We start from the raw sequence: 16,698 nt of genomic DNA, 5'->3' as shown, positions 1-16,698 counted from the left end.
ACATCGTGGCACAGCGGCCGGGAGCGCGGGTCTCAGACGATCGATCCCGGCCGTGTCGGCACGGCCGGGGTGCTCGCGAGCGCTGTCAGACGCCTGCCGGGGCGGGGGCGACCTCCAGGGACGCCAGGAACTTCGCGCACCAGTCCAGCAGTTCGCGGTCGCGCAGGACCGGGGCGCCCATGCGGCCGCCCGCCGCGCCCTCGGTGGGGCGGGGGACGGTGACGGTGTTGGTGACCGCCTTGTGCACGGCCTTCGGGTGCAGCCGCTTGAGGCGGACCAGTTGGGAGTCGCGCAGGGGCAGGGGGGCGAAGCGGATGCTGCTGCCCTGGGCGATGGCCTCGGTGACGCCGTGGGCGCGGCAGGTCTGGCGGAAGGCGGCGACGGCGAGGAGGTTGACCACCGGCTGCGGCAGTTCGCCGTAGCGGTCGACCAGTTCCTCCCGCACCGCGTCCAGGCCCGCGGCGTCGGGGGCGGCGGCGAGCTTGCGGTAGGCCTCCAGGCGCAGGCGCTCCCCCGGCACGTAGTCGTGCGGGATGTGCGCGTCGACCGGGAGGTCGACGCGGACGTCGGCCAGCTCCTCCTCGTCCTCGGCGCCGGGGGCGCCCGCGTGCTTGCGGAAGGCCTCCACCGCTTCGCCGACCAGGCGGATGTAGAGGTCGAAGCCGACGCCCGCGATGTGGCCGGACTGCTCGGCGCCGAGGATGTTGCCCGCGCCGCGGATCTCCAGGTCCTTCATGGCGACCGCCATGCCCGCGCCGAGTTCGGTGTTCTGGGCGATGGTGGCGAGCCGGTCGTGCGCGGTCTCGGTGAGCGGGGACTCCGGCGGGTACAGGAAGTAGGCGTAGCCGCGCTCGCGGCCGCGGCCCACCCGCCCGCGGAGCTGGTGCAGCTGGGCCAGGCCGAGCATGTCGCCGCGCTCGACGATGAGGGTGTTGGCGTTGGAGATGTCCAGGCCGGTCTCGACGATCGTGGTGCACACCAGCACGTCGTGCTCGCGCTCCCAGAACCCCTGGATGATCTTCTCCAGCCGGTCCTCGTTCATCTGCCCGTGCGCGGTCACCACCCGGGCCTCGGGGACGAGTTCGCGCAGCGCCCGCGCGGCCTTCTCGATGGAGGAGACCCGGTTGTGCACGAAGAAGACCTGGCCGTCGCGCAGGAGTTCGCGGCGGATGGCGGCGGCGACCTGCTTGTCGTCGTAGGCGCCGACGTAGGTGAGGATCGGGTGGCGGTCCTCGGGCGGGGTCAGGATGGTCGACATCTCGCGGATGCCCGCCAGCGACATCTCCAGGGTGCGCGGGATCGGCGTGGCCGACATGGTCAGCACGTCGACGTGGGTGCGCAGGGCCTTGATGTGCTCCTTGTGCTCGACGCCGAAGCGCTGCTCCTCGTCCACGATGACCAGGCCGAGGTCCTTGTAGCGCAGGCCGGTCTGCAGCAGGCGGTGCGTGCCGATGACGATGTCGACCGTGCCGTCGGCGAGGCCCTCGACGGTGCGCTCGGACTCCTGCGCGTCGGTGAACCGGGACAGGCCCTTCACCGTGACCGGGAACGAGTGCATCCGCCCGGCGAAGGTGGACAGGTGCTGCTGGGCCAGCAGCGTGGTGGGCACCAGCACGGCGACCTGCTTGCCGTCCTGCACCGCCTTGAACGCCGCGCGGACCGCGATCTCGGTCTTGCCGTAGCCGACGTCGCCGCAGATGACCCGGTCCATCGGGACGCCGCGCATCATGTCGGTCTTGACCTCGTCGATGGCGGCGAGCTGGTCGACGGTCTCGGTGAACGGGAACGCGTCCTCCAGCTCGCGCTGCCACGGGGTGTCCGGGCCGAACGCGTGGCCGGGGGCGGCCTGCCGGGCGGCGTAGAGCTGCACCAGCTCTGCGGCGATCTGCTTGACCGCCTTCTTCGCCTTGGCCTTGGTGTTCTTCCAGTCCGAGCCGCCGAGCTTGTTCAGCGTGGGCAGTTCGCCGCCGACGTAGCGGGAGACCTCGTCGAGCTGGTCGGTGGGCACGAACAGCCGGTCGCCGGGGTGTCCGCGCTTGGAGCTGCCGTACTCCAGCACCAGGTACTCGCGGGTGACCGAGCCGCCGGAGGTGTCCTTGGTGGCGCGCTGCACCATCTCCACGTAGCGGCCGATGCCGTGCTGTTCGTGCACCACGTAGTCGCCGGGCTTGAGCGCCAGCGGGTCGACCGCGTTGCGCCGCCGCGACGGCATCTTGGTCGACATGTCGCGGGTGGAGGTGCCGTGCCTGCCGCCGGTGAGGTCGGATTCGGTGAGCACGACCAGGGCGCACCCGGGCAGGCTGAACCCGTCCTCCAGCCCGGCCCGGACCACGGTGACCCGGCCCGCGGGCGGCGCCCCGGTCAGCCCGTCCTCGGCGAACGCGGCGGTGACCTCGGCCTCGGCGAGCTGGTCGACCGCGCGCTTGCCGGTGCCCGCCCCGGGCACGACCAGCACGGCGGCGCCGCCTGCGGCGGTGTGCGCGCGCAGGTCGGCGAAGGCGCGGGCGATGTCGCCGCGGTAGGACTCGACCGCGTGCACGTCGAGCGGGACCGCGTTCTCGTCGGTGAGCTGCGACAGCGTCCACCAGCAGCGGCCCGCGTCCCTGGCGTGCGCGGCGACGTCGCCGAGGTCGCGGTAGGCCGAGGCGCCCAGGTCGATCGGGGCGGTGCCGCCACCCGCGGCGGCCATCCAGGACGCCTCCAGGAACTCCTGGCCGGTGCGGACCAGGTCGTGCGCGCGGGTGCGGACCTTCTCCGGGTCGTTGACCACGACGTGCGTGCCCTCGGGGAGGGCGTCGGTGAGCATCTGCATCTCGCCGGGCAGCAGCGCCGGGATCAGCGCCTCCATGCCCTCGGACGGGATGCCCTCGGCGAGCTTGGTCAGCATCTCGTGCAGGTGCGCGTCGGACTCGTGGTGCCCGGCCAGGGCGGCGGCGCGGGTGCGGACCTCCTCGGTGAGCAGCAGCTCCCGGCACGGCGGCGCGGTGACCTCGGTGAGCTCCCCGGGCAGCGACCGCTGGTCGGCGACGGCGAAGGAGCGGATCTCGGAGACCTCGTCGCCCCAGAACTCCACCCGCAGCGGGTGCACGGCGGTCGGCGGGAACAGGTCGACGATGCCGCCGCGGACGGCGAACTCGCCGCGCTTCTCCACCATGTCGACCCTGGCGTAGGCCAGGTCGGCGAGCCGGGCGAGGACGGCGTCGAAGTCGGACTCCGCCCCGACCTCCAGGTGCACCGGGGTGAGTTCACCCAATCCGGGGGCCATCGGCTGGATCAGGCTGCGCACGGTGCAGACCACGACCTTGAGCGGCCCGGCCGGGTGTTCTTCGGGGTGGGCGAGCCTGCGCAGCACGGCGAGGCGGGCACCGACGGTGTCCGCGCGCGGGGACAGCCGCTCGTGCGGCAGCGTCTCCCAGGACGGGAAGTCGGCCACCGCGTCGCGGCCGAGCAGGTCGCCGAGGACGGCGACGAGGTCGTCGGCCTCGCGGCCGGTGGCGGTCACGGCCAGCACCGGCCTGCCCGCGCCCACCAGCGCGGACACCACCAGCGGCCGGGCCGCCACCGGGCCCTGCATGGCCATCGCCGGGGCACCGGCCGCCTCGGCCACGGCCAGGCAGGCCGGGTCGGCCAGCAGGGTGTCGAGAAGGCCGTGCAGCACGGCCGGGGCCTGGGACACGAGTGCGCCTGTCCTTTGCGGAGGTGGGTGTGGTCATCGGGTTCGGACGCGGGCATACCCCTGCCGGGGAGGTGTCACCGGTGGGGGTACTCGGCTGCCAAGACTACGCACTGGCACCGACAGTCGCCGCGCCGATAGCGTTCGCCCATGTCGACCGAGGTGTGGGCGCGGCTGTCGCTGCCCGAGCCGCTGCTGGCCGCGCTGCTGGACCGGTGGGCGGAGGGCCACCGCCGCTACCACGACCTCCGGCACCTGCGCGCGGTGCTGCGGCACGTGGACACCCTGGCCGGGCACGCCGCCGACCCCGACCTGGTGCGCCTGGCCGCCTGCTACCACGACGCCGTCCACCGGGGGGAACCCGACGACGAGGAAGCCAGCGCCCGGCTCGCCGAGACCGACCTGGCCGCGCACCTGCCCGCCGGTTCGGTGGCGGAGGTAGCCCGGTTGGTGCGCCTGACCAGGGGCCACCGCACCGAGCCGGGCGACACCAACGGCGAGGTGCTGTGCGACGCCGACCTGGCGATCCTCGCCGCGACACCCGAGGACTACGACGCCTACGCCAGGGCGGTCCGCTTCGAGTACCCGCACGTCCCGGACGACGCGTTCCGCGCGGGGCGGGCCGTGGTGCTGCGGAACCTGCTGGAGTTGCCCTCTCTCTACCGGACCCCTCTTGCGCGCAGCCGCTGGGACGCTAGAGCGCGCAGGAACCTCAAGCGCGAACTGGGAAGCCTCACGCCTTCGGGGTGATCCGCAGCAGCTTGTCGTCCGAGCCGTTGGAGGTCGTCACGTAGAGGGCGCCGTCCGGCCCCGTCCGCGCCGCGCGCAGCCTGCCGAACTGGTCGGCGAACTCCGGCGGGATCGCGACCGACTGCACGTTGGCGTCCTTGTCCAGGGACAGCAGGAGGAGCTTGGCGCCCTTCAACGCGGTGACCACAAGAGCACCGTTGAGCGCCCCCCACTGCTCACCGTCGAGGAACGCGGACGCGCACACCGCCTCGGTGGTGGGACCGGACTCCCACTTGGCCGGGACGGCGTCGGGGAAGCGGGTCAGGTCGGTCATCGGGACGCTCTCGTCGTACTCGGACACCGTGCCGCCCTGCGACGGGTCCCAGCCGTAGTTAGCGCCCGCGACCAGGAGGTTGACCTCGTCGTTCTTGTCCGGGCCGTGCTCGGCGGTGAGGACCTGCCCGGAACCCGGGCGGATCGCCACGCCCTGGACGTTGCGGTGGCCGTAGGTGTAGACCGGCGACCCGGGGGTGGGGTTGTCCGCCAGCGGGGCGCCCGTCTTGAGGTCGATGCGCAGGACCTTGCCGCCCAGGTTGCCCCTGTCCTGCGACGCCGACGCCGAGGCGGTGTCGCCGGTGCCGACGAGCAGCGCGCCGTCGGCGGCGATCGTCGGCCTGCACCCGGAGTGGCGGCCGCTCGCGGCGATCGGCAGCCCGGTCAGCAGGTCCTTGACCTTCGTGGCGGACTGCTCGTCGTCGGACAGCTTCCAGGTGACCAGCCGGATGTCCTTGGGCTGCCCGCCCTCGGTGTGGGTCTGGCAGGAGGTGAACTCGCGGGAGGTGGCGAAGTCGGGGTGCACGACCATGCCCAGCAACCCGCCCTCACCGCGCACCTGGATGTCGGCGGTGTCGGCCCGCAGGGTGGTCGCGGTCGCGCCGGGCCGCCCGGACGACAGCAGGGCGAACTGACCGGTGCGCTGGCTGACCAGCACCTTGCCGTCCGGCAGGAACCCGATGTCCCACCCGTGGGTCAACCCGCCCGCCACGGTCTCCACGGCCAGCGCCGGGGCGACCGCCGAGGTAGGCGTGGCGGGCGCGGTCGAGCCCGGGGCGGGGACCTGGCCGACCGCGGAGTCGGAACAGCCTGCGAGGCCCAACGCCGCGGCGGCCGCGGTCAGTGCACGGGTCCGGAACATGTGCCCAGAATGCCCGTTCCCGGGGCGGGGCGCCGCCCGACCACCCGACCCGCGTGACGGCGCTCTCGGAGGCTCCCCGGACCGGGGGCCGGCGGATACGGTGTGCCGGTGAGCGAGTACCTGAGCCTGGCCGTCGAGGGCCCGGTGGCGACCCTGACCATCGACCGCCCGGCGAAGCGCAACGCGCTCAGCTACGAGATGTGGGCGGCCATCCCCGGCCACGTCGCCGCGGTCGCCGCCGACGACAGTGTCCGGGTGCTGGTCGTGCGCGGCACCGACACGTTCTCCGCCGGGGCCGACATCAGCGAGTTCACCACCCTGCGCCGCGACGCCGAGGGCGCGGTCCGCTACGGCGAGGCGGTGGAGGCGGCCACGGCCGCGCTGACCGGCCTGGCCAAGCCCACCGTCGCCGCCATCACCGGCTTCTGCATCGGCGGCGGCTGCGAACTCGCCCTCGCCTGCGACCTGCGCATCGCCACCGACGACGCCCGCTTCGGCATCACCCCGGCCAAGCTCGGCATCGTGTTCAACCTCCCCTCCACCAAGCAACTTGTGGACGCGGTCGGCCCCGCCTGGGCCAAGCAGATCCTCTTCACCGGCGACATCCTCGACGCCGCCACCGCCCTGCGCATCGGCCTGGTCAACGAACTGCACCCCGTCGACGACCTGCCCAAGCGCGCCGAGGACCTCGCCACCCTGATGGCCACCCGCTCCCAGGTCACCATCCGCGGCGCCAAGACCATCATCACCAAGATCGTCGACGGCGCCGCCGCGGCCGACCCCGAGGTCGAGGCCCTCTACAGCCACTCGGTCACCAGCGCGGACTACGCCGAGGGCGTGACCGCCTTCCTCGAGAAGCGCCCCCCGAGGTTCTGACCCCACCCGGTCCGGCACCACCCGTCCGACGCGGACCGGTCAGCCGCGCTCGCGCAGCGTCGGTTTGCCCTCCAGGTGCGACAGCCCGTTCCACGCCAGGTTCACCAGGTGCGCCGCGACCTCGTTCTTGCCCGGTTCCCTGGCGTCGAGCCACCACTGCCCGGTCAGCGCCACCATCCCCACCAGCGACTGCGCGTACAGCGCGGCCAGGTGCGCGTCGTAGCCGCGCTTGGAGAACTGCACGCCCAGGATGTGCTCCACCTGGCTGGCGATGTCGTTGAGCAGGCTGGAGAAGGTGCCGGTGGCGGTGGCGACCGGGGAGTCGCGGACCAGGATGCGGAACCCGTCGGTGGAGCCCTCGATGTAGTCGAGCAGGGAGCAGGCCGCCCGTTCCAGGAGCAGGCGGGGGTGGGCGGCGTCCTCGGTCAGCGCGTCGGTCATGCCGGAGAGCAGGGACTGCATCTCGCGGTCGACGACGACCGCGTAGACGCCCTCCTTGCCGCCGAAGTGCTCGTACACGACCGGTTTGCTGACCCCGGCCCGGTGGGCGATCTCCTCGACCGACGAGCTGTCGTAGCCCTTCTCCGCGAACAGCTCGCGGGCGACGTCCAGCAGTTGCTGGCGGCGTTCCTTGCCCGTCATGCGCACGCGCGATTCCCCTTGCCGACGCCGACCGCTCATCGACACACCCTAGATAGTCACCTGGTGGCGGTGAGCTTGGCCAGGCGCTGGGGGGTGGGCCAGCGGACGTCGGTGGCCCAGCCGAGCTTCTCGAACACCCAGATCAGGCGGGCCGAGGTGTCGATCTGGCCGCGCTTGACCCCGTGCCTGGCGCAGGTGGGGTCGGCGTGGTGCAGGTTGTGCCAGGACTCGCCGAAGCTGAGGATGGCCAGCGGCCAGAAGTTGGCGGCCTTGTCCCGGCTGGTGAAGGGGCGCTCGCCGATCAGGTGGCAGATGGAGTTGGTGGACCAGGTCACGTGGTGCAGGACCGCGACGCGGACCAGGCCCGCCCAGAAGAACGCGGTGACCCCGCCCCACCACGACCAGGTGAGCAGGGCGCCGAGGGCGGCGGGGAGCAGCAGGGTCGCGGTGGTGCACAGCCAGAACAGCTTGTGCACCCGGACGATGTCGCGGTCGGCGAGCAGGTCGGGGGCGAAGCGCTGCTTGTTGGTGACCTCGTGCTCGAAGATCCAGCCCATGTGCGCGTGCCAGAAGCCCTTGGCGATGCCGAGCGGGGTGGTGCCGTGCAGCCACGGGGAGTGCGGGTCGCCCTCGCGGTCGGAGAAGGCGTGGTGGCGGCGGTGGTCGGCGACCCAGATGATCGGCGGGCCCTGGATGGCCATGCAGCCCATGACGGCCAGGACGATCTTGAGCGGGCGCTTGGCCTTGAACGAGCCGTGGGTGAACAGCCGGTGGTAGCCGACGGTGATGCCCAGGCCGGTGAAGTAGAAGAAGAACACCGCCAGCGCGACGTCGACCCAGCCCAGGCCCCAGCCCCACAGCAGCGGCACGGCCGCGATGAGGGCGGCGAACGGGACGAGGATGAAGATGTAGACCGCGATCCGGTTGGCGGAGCCGCGGCTGCCCTCGTAGAGGGGTTTCGGGCCGCCGGACGATTCGCCGCCCGCCTTCGCGTCGAGGGTGCTCGTCATGTTCAGGTACCTCTTTCCGAACCCGGGGCTGAGGCCAGGCTCACCTACGGCGCCGTAACTTACGTCAGCGTAGGGAATGGGCGCGCCGACGCGCCAGCGCTGCGGCGACCCCGTCGGCGCGTCGGGCGCGGCGGGTTCGCGCCACTGTGCCGGGGTGCGGGAACGGTGCGTCCCGGTGCGCGTTCCGTGCGTAGCGGCGCGGCCGTCGGAGTGACCCGCGTAACACCCGATCGGACGCGAGCGACGACCAATCCGCCGGGTACCGGTGCTGGCCGCCCGGCGGTCGTGCCACGATGTCCCCGCGGTCGGTGGTGATCCACCGGCGGTCCGCCGTGGTGTAAAGGCAGCACCTTGGATTTTGGTTCCAATGGTTCAGGTTCGAATCCTGGCGGCGGAGCGGGCCACCCGGTCCGGGCGGGACCGGGGGCGGCGACAACAGAACACGCGGGGCGCGGGACACCGCGGACACAGCAGGCCTCGAGCCCGGAGGGTGCAGCGACGGACGTGGACGACGAGCAGCGTGGCGACGGCGAGCTGCCCGCGTTGGAGGAGCGCTCCGACGCCTGGCTGGTCGGGCGCGCGCGCGAGCTGCTCGCCGTCATCCAGACCAGCGCGCTGCGCGACCGCCCCCGGCACACCGACGAGGTCGACCGGCTGCTGGCCGAGGCGCAGAGCCGGGGCGAGCCGAGGATGGTGGCCCAGCTCCTGCGCTCGGCGGTCGCGGTCCGGGTGGTCAACAACGAGCTGGCCGACTCCGCCGAACCGCTGCTCGACGAGATGCTGGCGCACACCCGCCGCCACGGGCTGGTGGTGCTGCAGGCCGACGCGCACGCGCTGCGCGGGCGCAGGCTGCTGCTGGCGGGCGCGGAGGACGCCGCGCTGACCGAGGCCGCGGTCGCGCTGGCCATGCTGGACGAGGACATCACCCCGGACGTGATGCTCGGCGGCCGCACCTGGGACATGATCATGGCGGCCACCCTGGTCGACATCGGCACCGTGCTCACCCAGCTCGGCGTCTACGAGGTCGCCGACCAGGTGATGTCGCGGGCGCACAAGTGCATCCGGGCCAGCGCCGGGCCGCACCTGATCTCGGTGCACCTGATCAACCGGGCCCGGCTGCTGGTCGGCTGGGGCTTGCGGCTGGAGCGCATCGGCGAGGACGAGCGGGCCGCCGAGCGGTTCGCCACCGCGGCGGCCATCGCGGTCGCGGTGGAGGCGCCGTTCCGCGAGTCGCTGTTCCCCCGCGACCCGCACTCCGCCGCCGCCGACCAGAACCCGATCATCGGCGCCGCGCTGGCCCTGGCCCAGCCCGGGGAGGCGCACATCGGCAGGCTGCGCGGGCTGATCGCCTCCGACAGCTACCCGCGCGAGCTGGTCATCGTGGCGATCGCGCTGGCCCGCTGCCTGGAGCACGAGGGCCGCGAGGAGGAGGCGGTGGAGGTCCTCGGCAGCGCCCGCGCGGAGATGTGCGACGAGGCCGCCGAGCCGACGCTGCGGCTGTGCCTGATCCGCGAGTTCGCCCGGCTGTCCGGCCCGGACGGCGGGGAGCGCACCGCCTCGGCGCTGGAGCACTACGCCACCGAGCTGGAGGCCCAGCTCTGGGACATGCGCGAGTCGCGGATCGCCACCCTCAACACCCGCCGCGAGCACGAGCGGCTGTCGCGGATGCACTCCTCGATCGCCCGGCAGGCGTTGCAGGACCCGCTGACCGGGCTGCCCAACCGCCGCGCGCTCGACGAGCGGTTGGACGCCCTGGCGTCCTCGCCGACCAACCACCCGCTGGCCATCGCCCTGGTCGACCTGGACGGCTTCAAGGGCGTCAACGACCGCATGTCGCACGCCGAGGGCGACGACGTGCTGCGGGTGGTCGCGGGCACCCTGCGCGACGCGCTGCGCGGCAGCGACATGGTCGCCCGCTACGGCGGCGACGAGTTCATCGTGCTGCTGCCCGGGGCCCCGCTGCACGCCGCGGAGGCCGCGCTGCGCCGGGCGCTGACCGCGGTGGCGAACCTCCCGCGCGACATGTCCCACGGTGTGACGTTGTCGATAGGCGTGGTGGCGCTGCGCCCGCAGGAGACCGCGGTGCGCGCGCTGGCCCGCGCGGACGCGGCGATGTACCAGGCCAAGCGCGGTGGCGGCAACGACATCGTGGCGATCACCGCGGCCGAGTCGGGCAGGCGGGCGCGGGTCGAGCCGGGCACGCTGTCGGCCGCAGGGGCCACCGACCGGGCGTGGGTGCTCCCGGAGACCACGTAGGATCGGCTCCCGGCCGCACCTCGCCGGATGGTGCCAGCGGGATCGCCGGACGCGGCCGCTGCGTGACCCGATTTGCCGACCCGACTGTGCCCGCCCGACTGTGCCGACCCGACCATGCCGACCCGACTGCTCCGACCCCGCCGCGCAGGTCAGACCTGCCGACCCGAGCCGCCGACACCCCGATGCCGAGGAGCGCGATGCCCGCCAACCACCCGGACCACCCGCAGCTCGGGCAGGTGAGCGCGGTCGTGCTCGCCGCGGGCGAGGGCACCCGGATGCGCTCGGCCACCCCGAAGGTGCTGCACCCGGTGGCGGGCAGGCCGCTGGTCGAGCACGCCGTGCGGGCCGCGGCCGGGCTCAAGCCCGCGCACCTGGTGGTCGTCCTCGGGCACGGCCGCGACGCGGTCGGCGCGCACCTGTCCACCGTGGCCGAGGCCCTGGGCCGCGAGGTCGTGACCGCGGTGCAGGAGAACCAGAACGGCACCGGCGACGCGGTGTCCTGCGGGCTGGCGCCGCTGCCCGCCGACCTGACCGGCACGGTGCTGGTCACCTACGGCGACGTGCCGCTGCTGGACACCGCCACGCTCACCGCGCTGCTCGACGAGCACGCCGGGCGCGGCAACGCCGTCACCGTGCTGACCGCCGTGGTCGCCGACCCGACCGGCTACGGCCGGATCACCCGGACCGCCGACGGCGCCGTGGAGGCGATCGTCGAGCACAAGGACGCCACCGCCGAGCAGCGGGCCATCACCGAGGTCAACTCCGGGGTGTACGCCTTCGACGCGGCGGTGCTGGTCGACGGCCTGTCCCGGCTGTCCACCGACAACGCCCAGGGCGAGCTGTACCTGACCGACGTGCTGGGCATCGCCGCCGCCGACGGCCGCCGGGTCGGGGCGCTGGTGTGCGCGGACCCGTGGCTGACCGAGGGCGTCAACGACCGGGTGCAACTGGCCCGGCTCGGCGCCGAGCTGAACCGCCGGGTGGTGGAGTCCTGGATGCGCGCCGGGGTCACCGTGGTCGACCCGGCCAGCACCTGGGTCGACGTCGAGGTGGAGCTGGCCCGCGACGTGCTGCTGGAGCCGGGGGTGCAGCTCCGCGGGCGGACCACCGTCGGCGAGGGCGCCACCGTCGGGCCGGACACCACGCTGACCGACGTGCAGGTCGGGGCCGGGGCGAGCGTGGTGCGCACGCACGGCTCGGGGGCCGTGGTCGGGGCGGGGGCCACCGTCGGCCCGTTCGCCTACCTGCGCCCGGGGACGCGGCTGGGCGAGCGGGGCAAGATCGGGACCTTCGTGGAGACCAAGAACGCCGACATCGGCACCGGTTCCAAGGTGCCGCACCTGTCCTACGTGGGCGACGCCACCATCGGCGAGCACAGCAACATCGGCGCGGCCAGCGTGTTCGTCAACTACGACGGGGTGGCCAAGCACCGCAGCGTCGTCGGTTCGCACGTGCGCACCGGCTCGGACAACATGTTCGTGGCCCCGGTGACCGTCGGCGACGGCGCCTACAGCGGCGCGGGCACGGTGATCCGCGCTGACGTGCCCCCCGGCGCGCTCGCGGTGTCCGGCGGCCCGCAGCGCAACATCGACGACTGGGTCCTGCGCAGCAGGCCGGGCACCGCCTCGGCGGACGCGGCGCGCAGGGCGCGGCGGGCAGCGGCCGACGCGGACGACACCACGACCCGGACCGAGCCCGGCACCGACTAGCGGTTCCCCCGACAGCCCGTGGTTCCCCAGACAGCGAGGACGCGCATGAGCACCAAGACCGGCGGCACCCCGAAGAAGAACCTGATGCTGTTCTCCGGACGGGCCCACCCGGAACTCGCCGAGGAGGTCGCCAAGCACCTCGACGTGGAGATCACCCCGCAGGCGGCCTACGACTTCGCCAACGGCGAGACCTTCGTCCGGTTCGAGGAGTCGGTGCGCGGCTGCGACGCCTTCGTCATCCAGAGCCACTCCGCGCCCATCAACCAGTGGGTGATGGAGCAGTTGCTCATGGTCGACGCGCTCAAGCGGGCCAGCGCCAAGCGGATCACCGTGATCATGCCGTTCTACCCGTACGCGCGGCAGGACAAGAAGCACAAGGGCCGCGAGCCGATCTCCGCCCGGCTCATCGCCGACCTGTTCAAGACCGCGGGCGCCGACCGGATCATGACCGTCGACCTGCACACCGCGCAGATCCAGGGCTTCTTCGACGGCCCGGTCGACCACCTGTTCGCCCAGACGCTGCTGTCGCGCTACGTCAAGGAGAACTACCCGGCGCAGAACATCACCGTCGTCTCCCCCGACGCCGGGCGCACCAAGCTGGCCGAGAAGTGGGCCAACGACCTGGGCGGGGTGCCGATCGCGTTCATCCACAAGACCCGCGACCCGCTGCGACCCAACGAGGTCGTCGCCAACCGGGTGGTCGGCGAGGTCGAGGGCAGGCTGTGCGTGGTCATCGACGACATGGTCGACACCGGCGGCACCATCGCCAAGGCGGTCGGCCAGCTCATCGACGAGGGCGCCGCGGACGTGGTCATGGCGGCCACGCACGGCGTGCTGTCGGGCCCGGCGCAGGAGCGGCTGTCGGGCTGCGGCGCCAAGGAGGTCATCTTCACCAACACGCTGCCGATCGGCGAGGACAAGCGCTTCCCGGGGATGACCGTGCTGTCCATCGCCCCGCTGCTGGCGCGCGCCATCCGCGAGGTCTTCGAGGACGGCTCGGTCACTTCGCTCTTCGACGGCGACGCGTAGCGTTTTCCCTGCGGGCGACCCCGGTTTCGTTCCGGGGCGGGGTCGTGCGTAGACTATTCGAGTTGCCTCGGCGAGGCGGGCATCGCGCCTGGCGTGATCGACGTGGCGGTTCTCGGACCGTTCCCATTGGTCCCGGGTTATCGCGCGCCCCCTTGCCGCAGGCCGCCGCAGCCGACTGAGAAGTCGCGCCCCCGCCGCCGTTGTTGATCGCAAGGAGTGTTCCGCCGTGTCCGAGGTAAAGCTGGCCGCCGAGCAGCGCACCGAGTTCGGCAAGGGCGCGGCTCGCCGCACCCGTCGCGCGGGCAAGATCCCCGCCGTGCTGTACGGACACGGTTCCGACCCGCAGCACCTGGCCCTGCCCGCCCTGGAGTTCGCCCGCGTCGTGCGTGAGCACGGTCAGAACGCGGTGCTGACCCTGGACTTCGGCAGCGGTGCCGAGCTGGCGCTCACCAAGACCGTCACCACCCACCCGCTGAAGAACTACATCGAGCACGTCGACCTGCTGCTGGTCAAGCGGGGCGAGAAGGTCACCGTCGAGGTCCCCGTCGTCATCACCGGCGAGGCCGCCCCGGGCACCCTGCTCACCCAGGACCTCACCACCCTGCAGGTCGAGGCCGACGCGCTGAACATCCCGGACCAGGTCGAGCTGTCCATCGCGGGCGTCACGGCGGGCACCCAGATCAACGCCGCCGAGGTCCCGCTCCCGTCGGGCACCACCCTGGTGACCGACCCGGCCGCCCTGGTGCTCGCGGTCAACGCGGCGCCGACCGCCGAGCAGATGGAGGCGGAGATCGACGCCGAGGGCGCGGGCGTGGTCGAGGAAGCCCCCGAGACCTCCCAGGACTGACACCGCCGCAACGGCGCGTTTGACACAATCCCCGATGCCCCGGTCCGACTGGACCGGGGCATCGGGCCGTGGAACGGAGGGTGCATGGGCGAGGACGACGCACCCCAGGTCGTCGTCGGCCTGGGCAACCCCGGCCCGCAGTACGCGGGCAACCGGCACAACATCGGCTTCCTGGTCGCCGACGAGCTGGCTGCCAGGGTGGGCGGGAAGTTCAAGGCGCACCGGTCCGGGGCCGAGGTGCTGGAGGGCAGGCTGGCCGGGGCGCGGGTCGTGCTGGTCAAGCCCCGGTCGTTCATGAACGTCTCGGGCGGTCCGGTGGCGGGCGCGCTGCGGTTCTTCAAGGCCCCGCTGGAGCGGCTGAGCGTCGTCCACGACGAGCTGGACCTGCCCTTCGGGGCGGTCCGGCTCAAGCTCGGCGGCGGCGAGAACGGCCACAATGGATTACGGTCGATCTCGAAGTCGCTGGGCAGCAGGGAGTACCACCGTGTGCGGTTCGGCATCGGCAGACCACCGGGTCGGCAGGACCCGGCCGACTTCGTGCTGCGCGATTTCAGCGCCGCCGAGCGCAAGGAGCTGGCGTTCGAGGTCGACCGGTGCGCCGACGCGGTGGAGGCGCTCGTGGGCCAGGGCCTGACGGCCGCGCAGAACAGTTTCCACGCGACCTGAGTCGCCGCTACCGTCTGAGGAGTGCAGCCGAACATGCCGCTGACCGCGGAGGCCGTCCGGGCGGCCACCTTCGACAAGGCGCCCTTCGGCAGGCGCGGCTACCACGAGGACCAGGTCGACGCGTTCCTGGACCGGGTGGAAGCCGCCCTCGAGGGTGGCGAGCCGATCACCGCCGCCGAGGTGAGCTCGGTGGAGTTCGACGCCGCCCCGATCGTGCGCCGCGGCTACCACGAGGGCCAGGTGGACGAGTTCCTCGACCTGGTCGTGGAGCACCTGGAACGGGTCGAGGCCGGGGAGGACGACCTCGACGACGACGACTTCGACGACCCGCCCGCACCGCGCCGCCAACCGGGCCAGGCCACCGGCCCGCGCGTCGTCCTGCCCCCCACCCCGCCGGGGAAGACGGCCCTGGAGCTGCCCCCGGGCATGTCCGCCGACCCGACCCCGCCACCGCGGCGCCGGGTGATCCCCAACACCCCCGAGCCCACCCGCCAAGCCGCCCCGCCTCCCGCGGCCAAGGCCCCGGCAGCGCAGGTCCCGGCGGCGGCGGACGACGACTTCGAGCCGTTCGTGCTCAGCGACGACCTGCCCGCCGAGCGACCACCCGCACCCGCCCAGCAGCAGCCCGCCCAGCCCCGGCAGGCGCAGCACCGCCCGGCCGCGAGCGGTTCGACCGGCCACACCTCGGGCCCGCACCAGCTCCCGGTCAAGGACCAGCGCCGGGTCTTCCTGCCGCCCCCCGGCAACGGCACGACCGACAACGGCGACGGCGCGCAGCACCCGAGGCAGGCCCCAGCCCGCCCGGCCCAGCAGCCCCAGGCCACCCAGCAGCCCCAGCAGGCCCCGGTGCGGCGCAGGCACGAGGCGGAGGAGCCGCCGCGCCGGGACAACCGCGAGTGGTTCACCGAGCCCAGGGGCTACCCGCCGGTCCCCCCGGAGCACCAGGCCCAGCACCAGCAGCCCGCCCCGCCCCCGGTCCAGCAGCAGCCCGCGCAGCAGCAGCCCCCGCGCCCCCAGTCGTACCCGACCCGGCACGCGGCCCCCGAGCTGCCGATCGACTCCGACGTGCCGTTCCTGCCGCTGCCCCCCGCCCCCGCCGGGGTCCGCGGCTACCGCACCGGCGACGTGGAACGCCTGGTCCAGATCCTCACCCGAGCCGCCACCTCCCTCGACGACATCCCCACGGCCGAGGAACTGGAGGCCGCCCGCCCCGGCCTGACGTTCTTCGTCGGCCAGGGCTACCACCAGGCCGCGGTCGACGCGGTCATCGAAGCGTGGGTGGACGAGCTGCACCGCCGGGAGCACTGAGCACGATGACCCCGGAGGAAGTCCACGCGGCCCGCTTCAGCAAGCCGGCGGTGGGCAGGCGCGGCTACGACGAGGACGAGGTCGACGCCTTCCTCGACCGGGTGGTCGACGCCCTGGAGGGCCGGACTCGGCTCACCGCCGCCGAGGTGCACGAGGTCAGCTTCGGCAAACCCCCCATCGGCAGGCGCGGCTACTACGAGTCGGAGGTCGACGACTTCCTGGACCGGGTGGCCGCGCACTTCGCCCACCACCCCCCACCCCCGGCCCCCTCACCGCGCCCCCTGACCGACCACGACATCCGCACCGCCCGCTTCCCCCCGACCCCCTTCGGCCGCCGCGGCTACGACGCCACCGAGGTCGACGCCTTCCTGCTCAAGGCGGAGGAAGCCTTCCGGGGCACGGTCGACCTGACCGCCCAGGACGTCCGCGACACCAAGTTCGGCCCCTCCCCCCGCCTCGGCCCCGGCTACCGGGAAGCCGACGTCGACGCCTTCCTGGAAGCCATCGCCACCGAACTGACCCGCCGCAGGACCTGAGCCGGACGAAGCAGCCGGCTGGCCACCCCCAGACCGGCAGGCCCAGCGGCCGACCACGCCGAAGCCCACCGGGCGCAGCGACCGACCACCCCGAGAACTGGCGGCCCGGCGAGCCAACTGCCCGGGTGGGTGGATGCGCTTGCCCGGCCGACCACCCCGAAACCGCCAGCCCGACCAAGCAACTGCCCGGGTGGGTGGATGTGTTTGGCCGGGGGTGGCGAT

General features: G+C 73.2%; 13 protein-coding genes and 1 tRNA gene. 10 read left to right on the top strand and 4 right to left on the bottom strand.

Annotation, left to right across the window (positions count from 1 at the left end; translation table 11 throughout):
• Positions 1-85 precede the first annotated feature (85 nt).
• Positions 86-3,676 (bottom strand): transcription-repair coupling factor, encoded by a 3,591-nt coding sequence (gene mfd, locus UO65_RS09450; RefSeq protein WP_035280764.1) that lies wholly within the window; start codon positions 3,674-3,676, stop codon positions 86-88.
• Between the two features lie 147 nt (positions 3,677-3,823).
• Here mfd and UO65_RS09445 point away from each other — a divergent pair, with 147 nt between their 5' ends.
• Positions 3,824-4,423: an HD domain-containing protein gene (locus tag UO65_RS09445; protein ID WP_035280762.1), complete on the top strand. Its 600-nt coding sequence runs from the start codon at positions 3,824-3,826 to the stop codon at positions 4,421-4,423.
• On the opposite strand, the gene UO65_RS09440 is transcribed toward UO65_RS09445, so the two are convergent.
• A complete protein-coding gene (locus UO65_RS09440; RefSeq protein WP_035280760.1) occupies positions 4,407-5,597 on the bottom strand; it encodes a PQQ-dependent sugar dehydrogenase in 1,191 nt (396 codons plus the stop codon). The genes UO65_RS09445 and UO65_RS09440 overlap by 17 nt on opposite strands.
• Before the next feature lie 108 nt (positions 5,598-5,705).
• On the opposite strand from UO65_RS09440, the gene UO65_RS09435 reads away from it, so the two are divergent.
• Positions 5,706-6,473 carry an enoyl-CoA hydratase/isomerase family protein gene (locus UO65_RS09435; RefSeq protein ID WP_035280785.1) on the top strand — a complete coding sequence of 256 codons (768 nt, stop codon included), beginning with the start codon at positions 5,706-5,708 and terminating at the stop codon, positions 6,471-6,473.
• 39 nt (positions 6,474-6,512) lie between these two features.
• Here the strand turns inward: UO65_RS09435 and UO65_RS09430 are convergent, their stop codons facing one another.
• Positions 6,513-7,115: a TetR/AcrR family transcriptional regulator gene (locus UO65_RS09430; protein WP_084175421.1), complete on the bottom strand. Its 603-nt coding sequence runs from the start codon at positions 7,113-7,115 to the stop codon at positions 6,513-6,515.
• A 56-nt stretch (positions 7,116-7,171) separates the two neighbouring features.
• Positions 7,172-8,125, bottom strand: a complete 954-nt coding sequence (locus UO65_RS09425) for an acyl-CoA desaturase (protein ID WP_035280755.1) — start codon at positions 8,123-8,125, stop codon at positions 7,172-7,174.
• Positions 8,126-8,451: 326 nt separating this feature from the next.
• On the opposite strand from UO65_RS09425, the gene UO65_RS09420 reads away from it, so the two are divergent.
• The 8 genes from UO65_RS09420 to UO65_RS38820 all read left to right on the top strand — a co-directional run bounded on the left by UO65_RS09420 (position 8,452) and on the right by UO65_RS38820 (position 16,476).
• Positions 8,452-8,522, top strand: a tRNA-Gln gene (locus tag UO65_RS09420).
• A gap of 107 nt (positions 8,523-8,629) precedes the next feature.
• A complete protein-coding gene (locus UO65_RS09415) occupies positions 8,630-10,381 on the top strand; it encodes a GGDEF domain-containing protein (protein WP_052020951.1) in 1,752 nt (583 codons plus the stop codon).
• 197 nt (positions 10,382-10,578) lie between these two features.
• Positions 10,579-12,090 carry a bifunctional UDP-N-acetylglucosamine diphosphorylase/glucosamine-1-phosphate N-acetyltransferase GlmU gene (gene glmU / locus UO65_RS09410; protein WP_035280752.1) on the top strand — a complete coding sequence of 504 codons (1,512 nt, stop codon included), beginning with the start codon at positions 10,579-10,581 and terminating at the stop codon, positions 12,088-12,090.
• A gap of 45 nt (positions 12,091-12,135) precedes the next feature.
• Positions 12,136-13,119: a ribose-phosphate diphosphokinase gene (locus tag UO65_RS09405; RefSeq protein ID WP_035280750.1), complete on the top strand. Its 984-nt coding sequence runs from the start codon at positions 12,136-12,138 to the stop codon at positions 13,117-13,119.
• 226 nt (positions 13,120-13,345) lie between these two features.
• Positions 13,346-13,966 carry a 50S ribosomal protein L25/general stress protein Ctc gene (locus UO65_RS09400; protein ID WP_035280748.1) on the top strand — a complete coding sequence of 207 codons (621 nt, stop codon included), beginning with the start codon at positions 13,346-13,348 and terminating at the stop codon, positions 13,964-13,966.
• 84 nt (positions 13,967-14,050) lie between these two features.
• Positions 14,051-14,632 carry an aminoacyl-tRNA hydrolase gene (pth, locus tag UO65_RS09395; RefSeq protein ID WP_035280746.1) on the top strand — a complete coding sequence of 194 codons (582 nt, stop codon included), beginning with the start codon at positions 14,051-14,053 and terminating at the stop codon, positions 14,630-14,632.
• A gap of 21 nt (positions 14,633-14,653) precedes the next feature.
• Positions 14,654-15,940 carry a DivIVA domain-containing protein gene (locus UO65_RS37305; protein ID WP_324608961.1) on the top strand — a complete coding sequence of 429 codons (1,287 nt, stop codon included), beginning with the start codon at positions 14,654-14,656 and terminating at the stop codon, positions 15,938-15,940.
• A 5-nt stretch (positions 15,941-15,945) separates the two neighbouring features.
• Positions 15,946-16,476 (top strand): DivIVA domain-containing protein, encoded by a 531-nt coding sequence (locus UO65_RS38820; RefSeq protein WP_035280743.1) that lies wholly within the window; start codon positions 15,946-15,948, stop codon positions 16,474-16,476.
• Positions 16,477-16,698 lie beyond the last annotated feature (222 nt).

The sequence above is a fragment of the Actinokineospora spheciospongiae genome (assembly GCF_000564855.1).
GTDB lineage: Bacteria > Actinomycetota > Actinomycetes > Mycobacteriales > Pseudonocardiaceae > Actinokineospora > Actinokineospora spheciospongiae.
This window is presented reverse-complemented; position numbering and strand designations above follow the sequence as displayed.

What these genes read in the sequence shown, in the direction of transcription:
- UO65_RS09445 (WP_035280762.1), top strand. Translation starts at nt 3,824, where the DNA reads ATGTCGACCGAGGTGTGGGCGCGGCTGTCGCTGCCCGAGCCGCTGCTG.
- UO65_RS09440 (WP_035280760.1), bottom strand. Translation starts at nt 5,597, where the DNA reads ATGTTCCGGACCCGTGCACTGACCGCGGCCGCCGCGGCGTTGGGCCTC.
- UO65_RS09430 (WP_084175421.1), bottom strand. Translation starts at nt 7,115, where the DNA reads ATGACGGGCAAGGAACGCCGCCAGCAACTGCTGGACGTCGCCCGCGAG.
- UO65_RS09425 (WP_035280755.1), bottom strand. Translation starts at nt 8,125, where the DNA reads ATGACGAGCACCCTCGACGCGAAGGCGGGCGGCGAATCGTCCGGCGGC.
- glmU (WP_035280752.1), top strand. Translation starts at nt 10,579, where the DNA reads ATGCCCGCCAACCACCCGGACCACCCGCAGCTCGGGCAGGTGAGCGCG.
- UO65_RS09405 (WP_035280750.1), top strand. Translation starts at nt 12,136, where the DNA reads ATGAGCACCAAGACCGGCGGCACCCCGAAGAAGAACCTGATGCTGTTC.
- pth (WP_035280746.1), top strand. Translation starts at nt 14,051, where the DNA reads ATGGGCGAGGACGACGCACCCCAGGTCGTCGTCGGCCTGGGCAACCCC.
- UO65_RS38820 (WP_035280743.1), top strand. Translation starts at nt 15,946, where the DNA reads ATGACCCCGGAGGAAGTCCACGCGGCCCGCTTCAGCAAGCCGGCGGTG.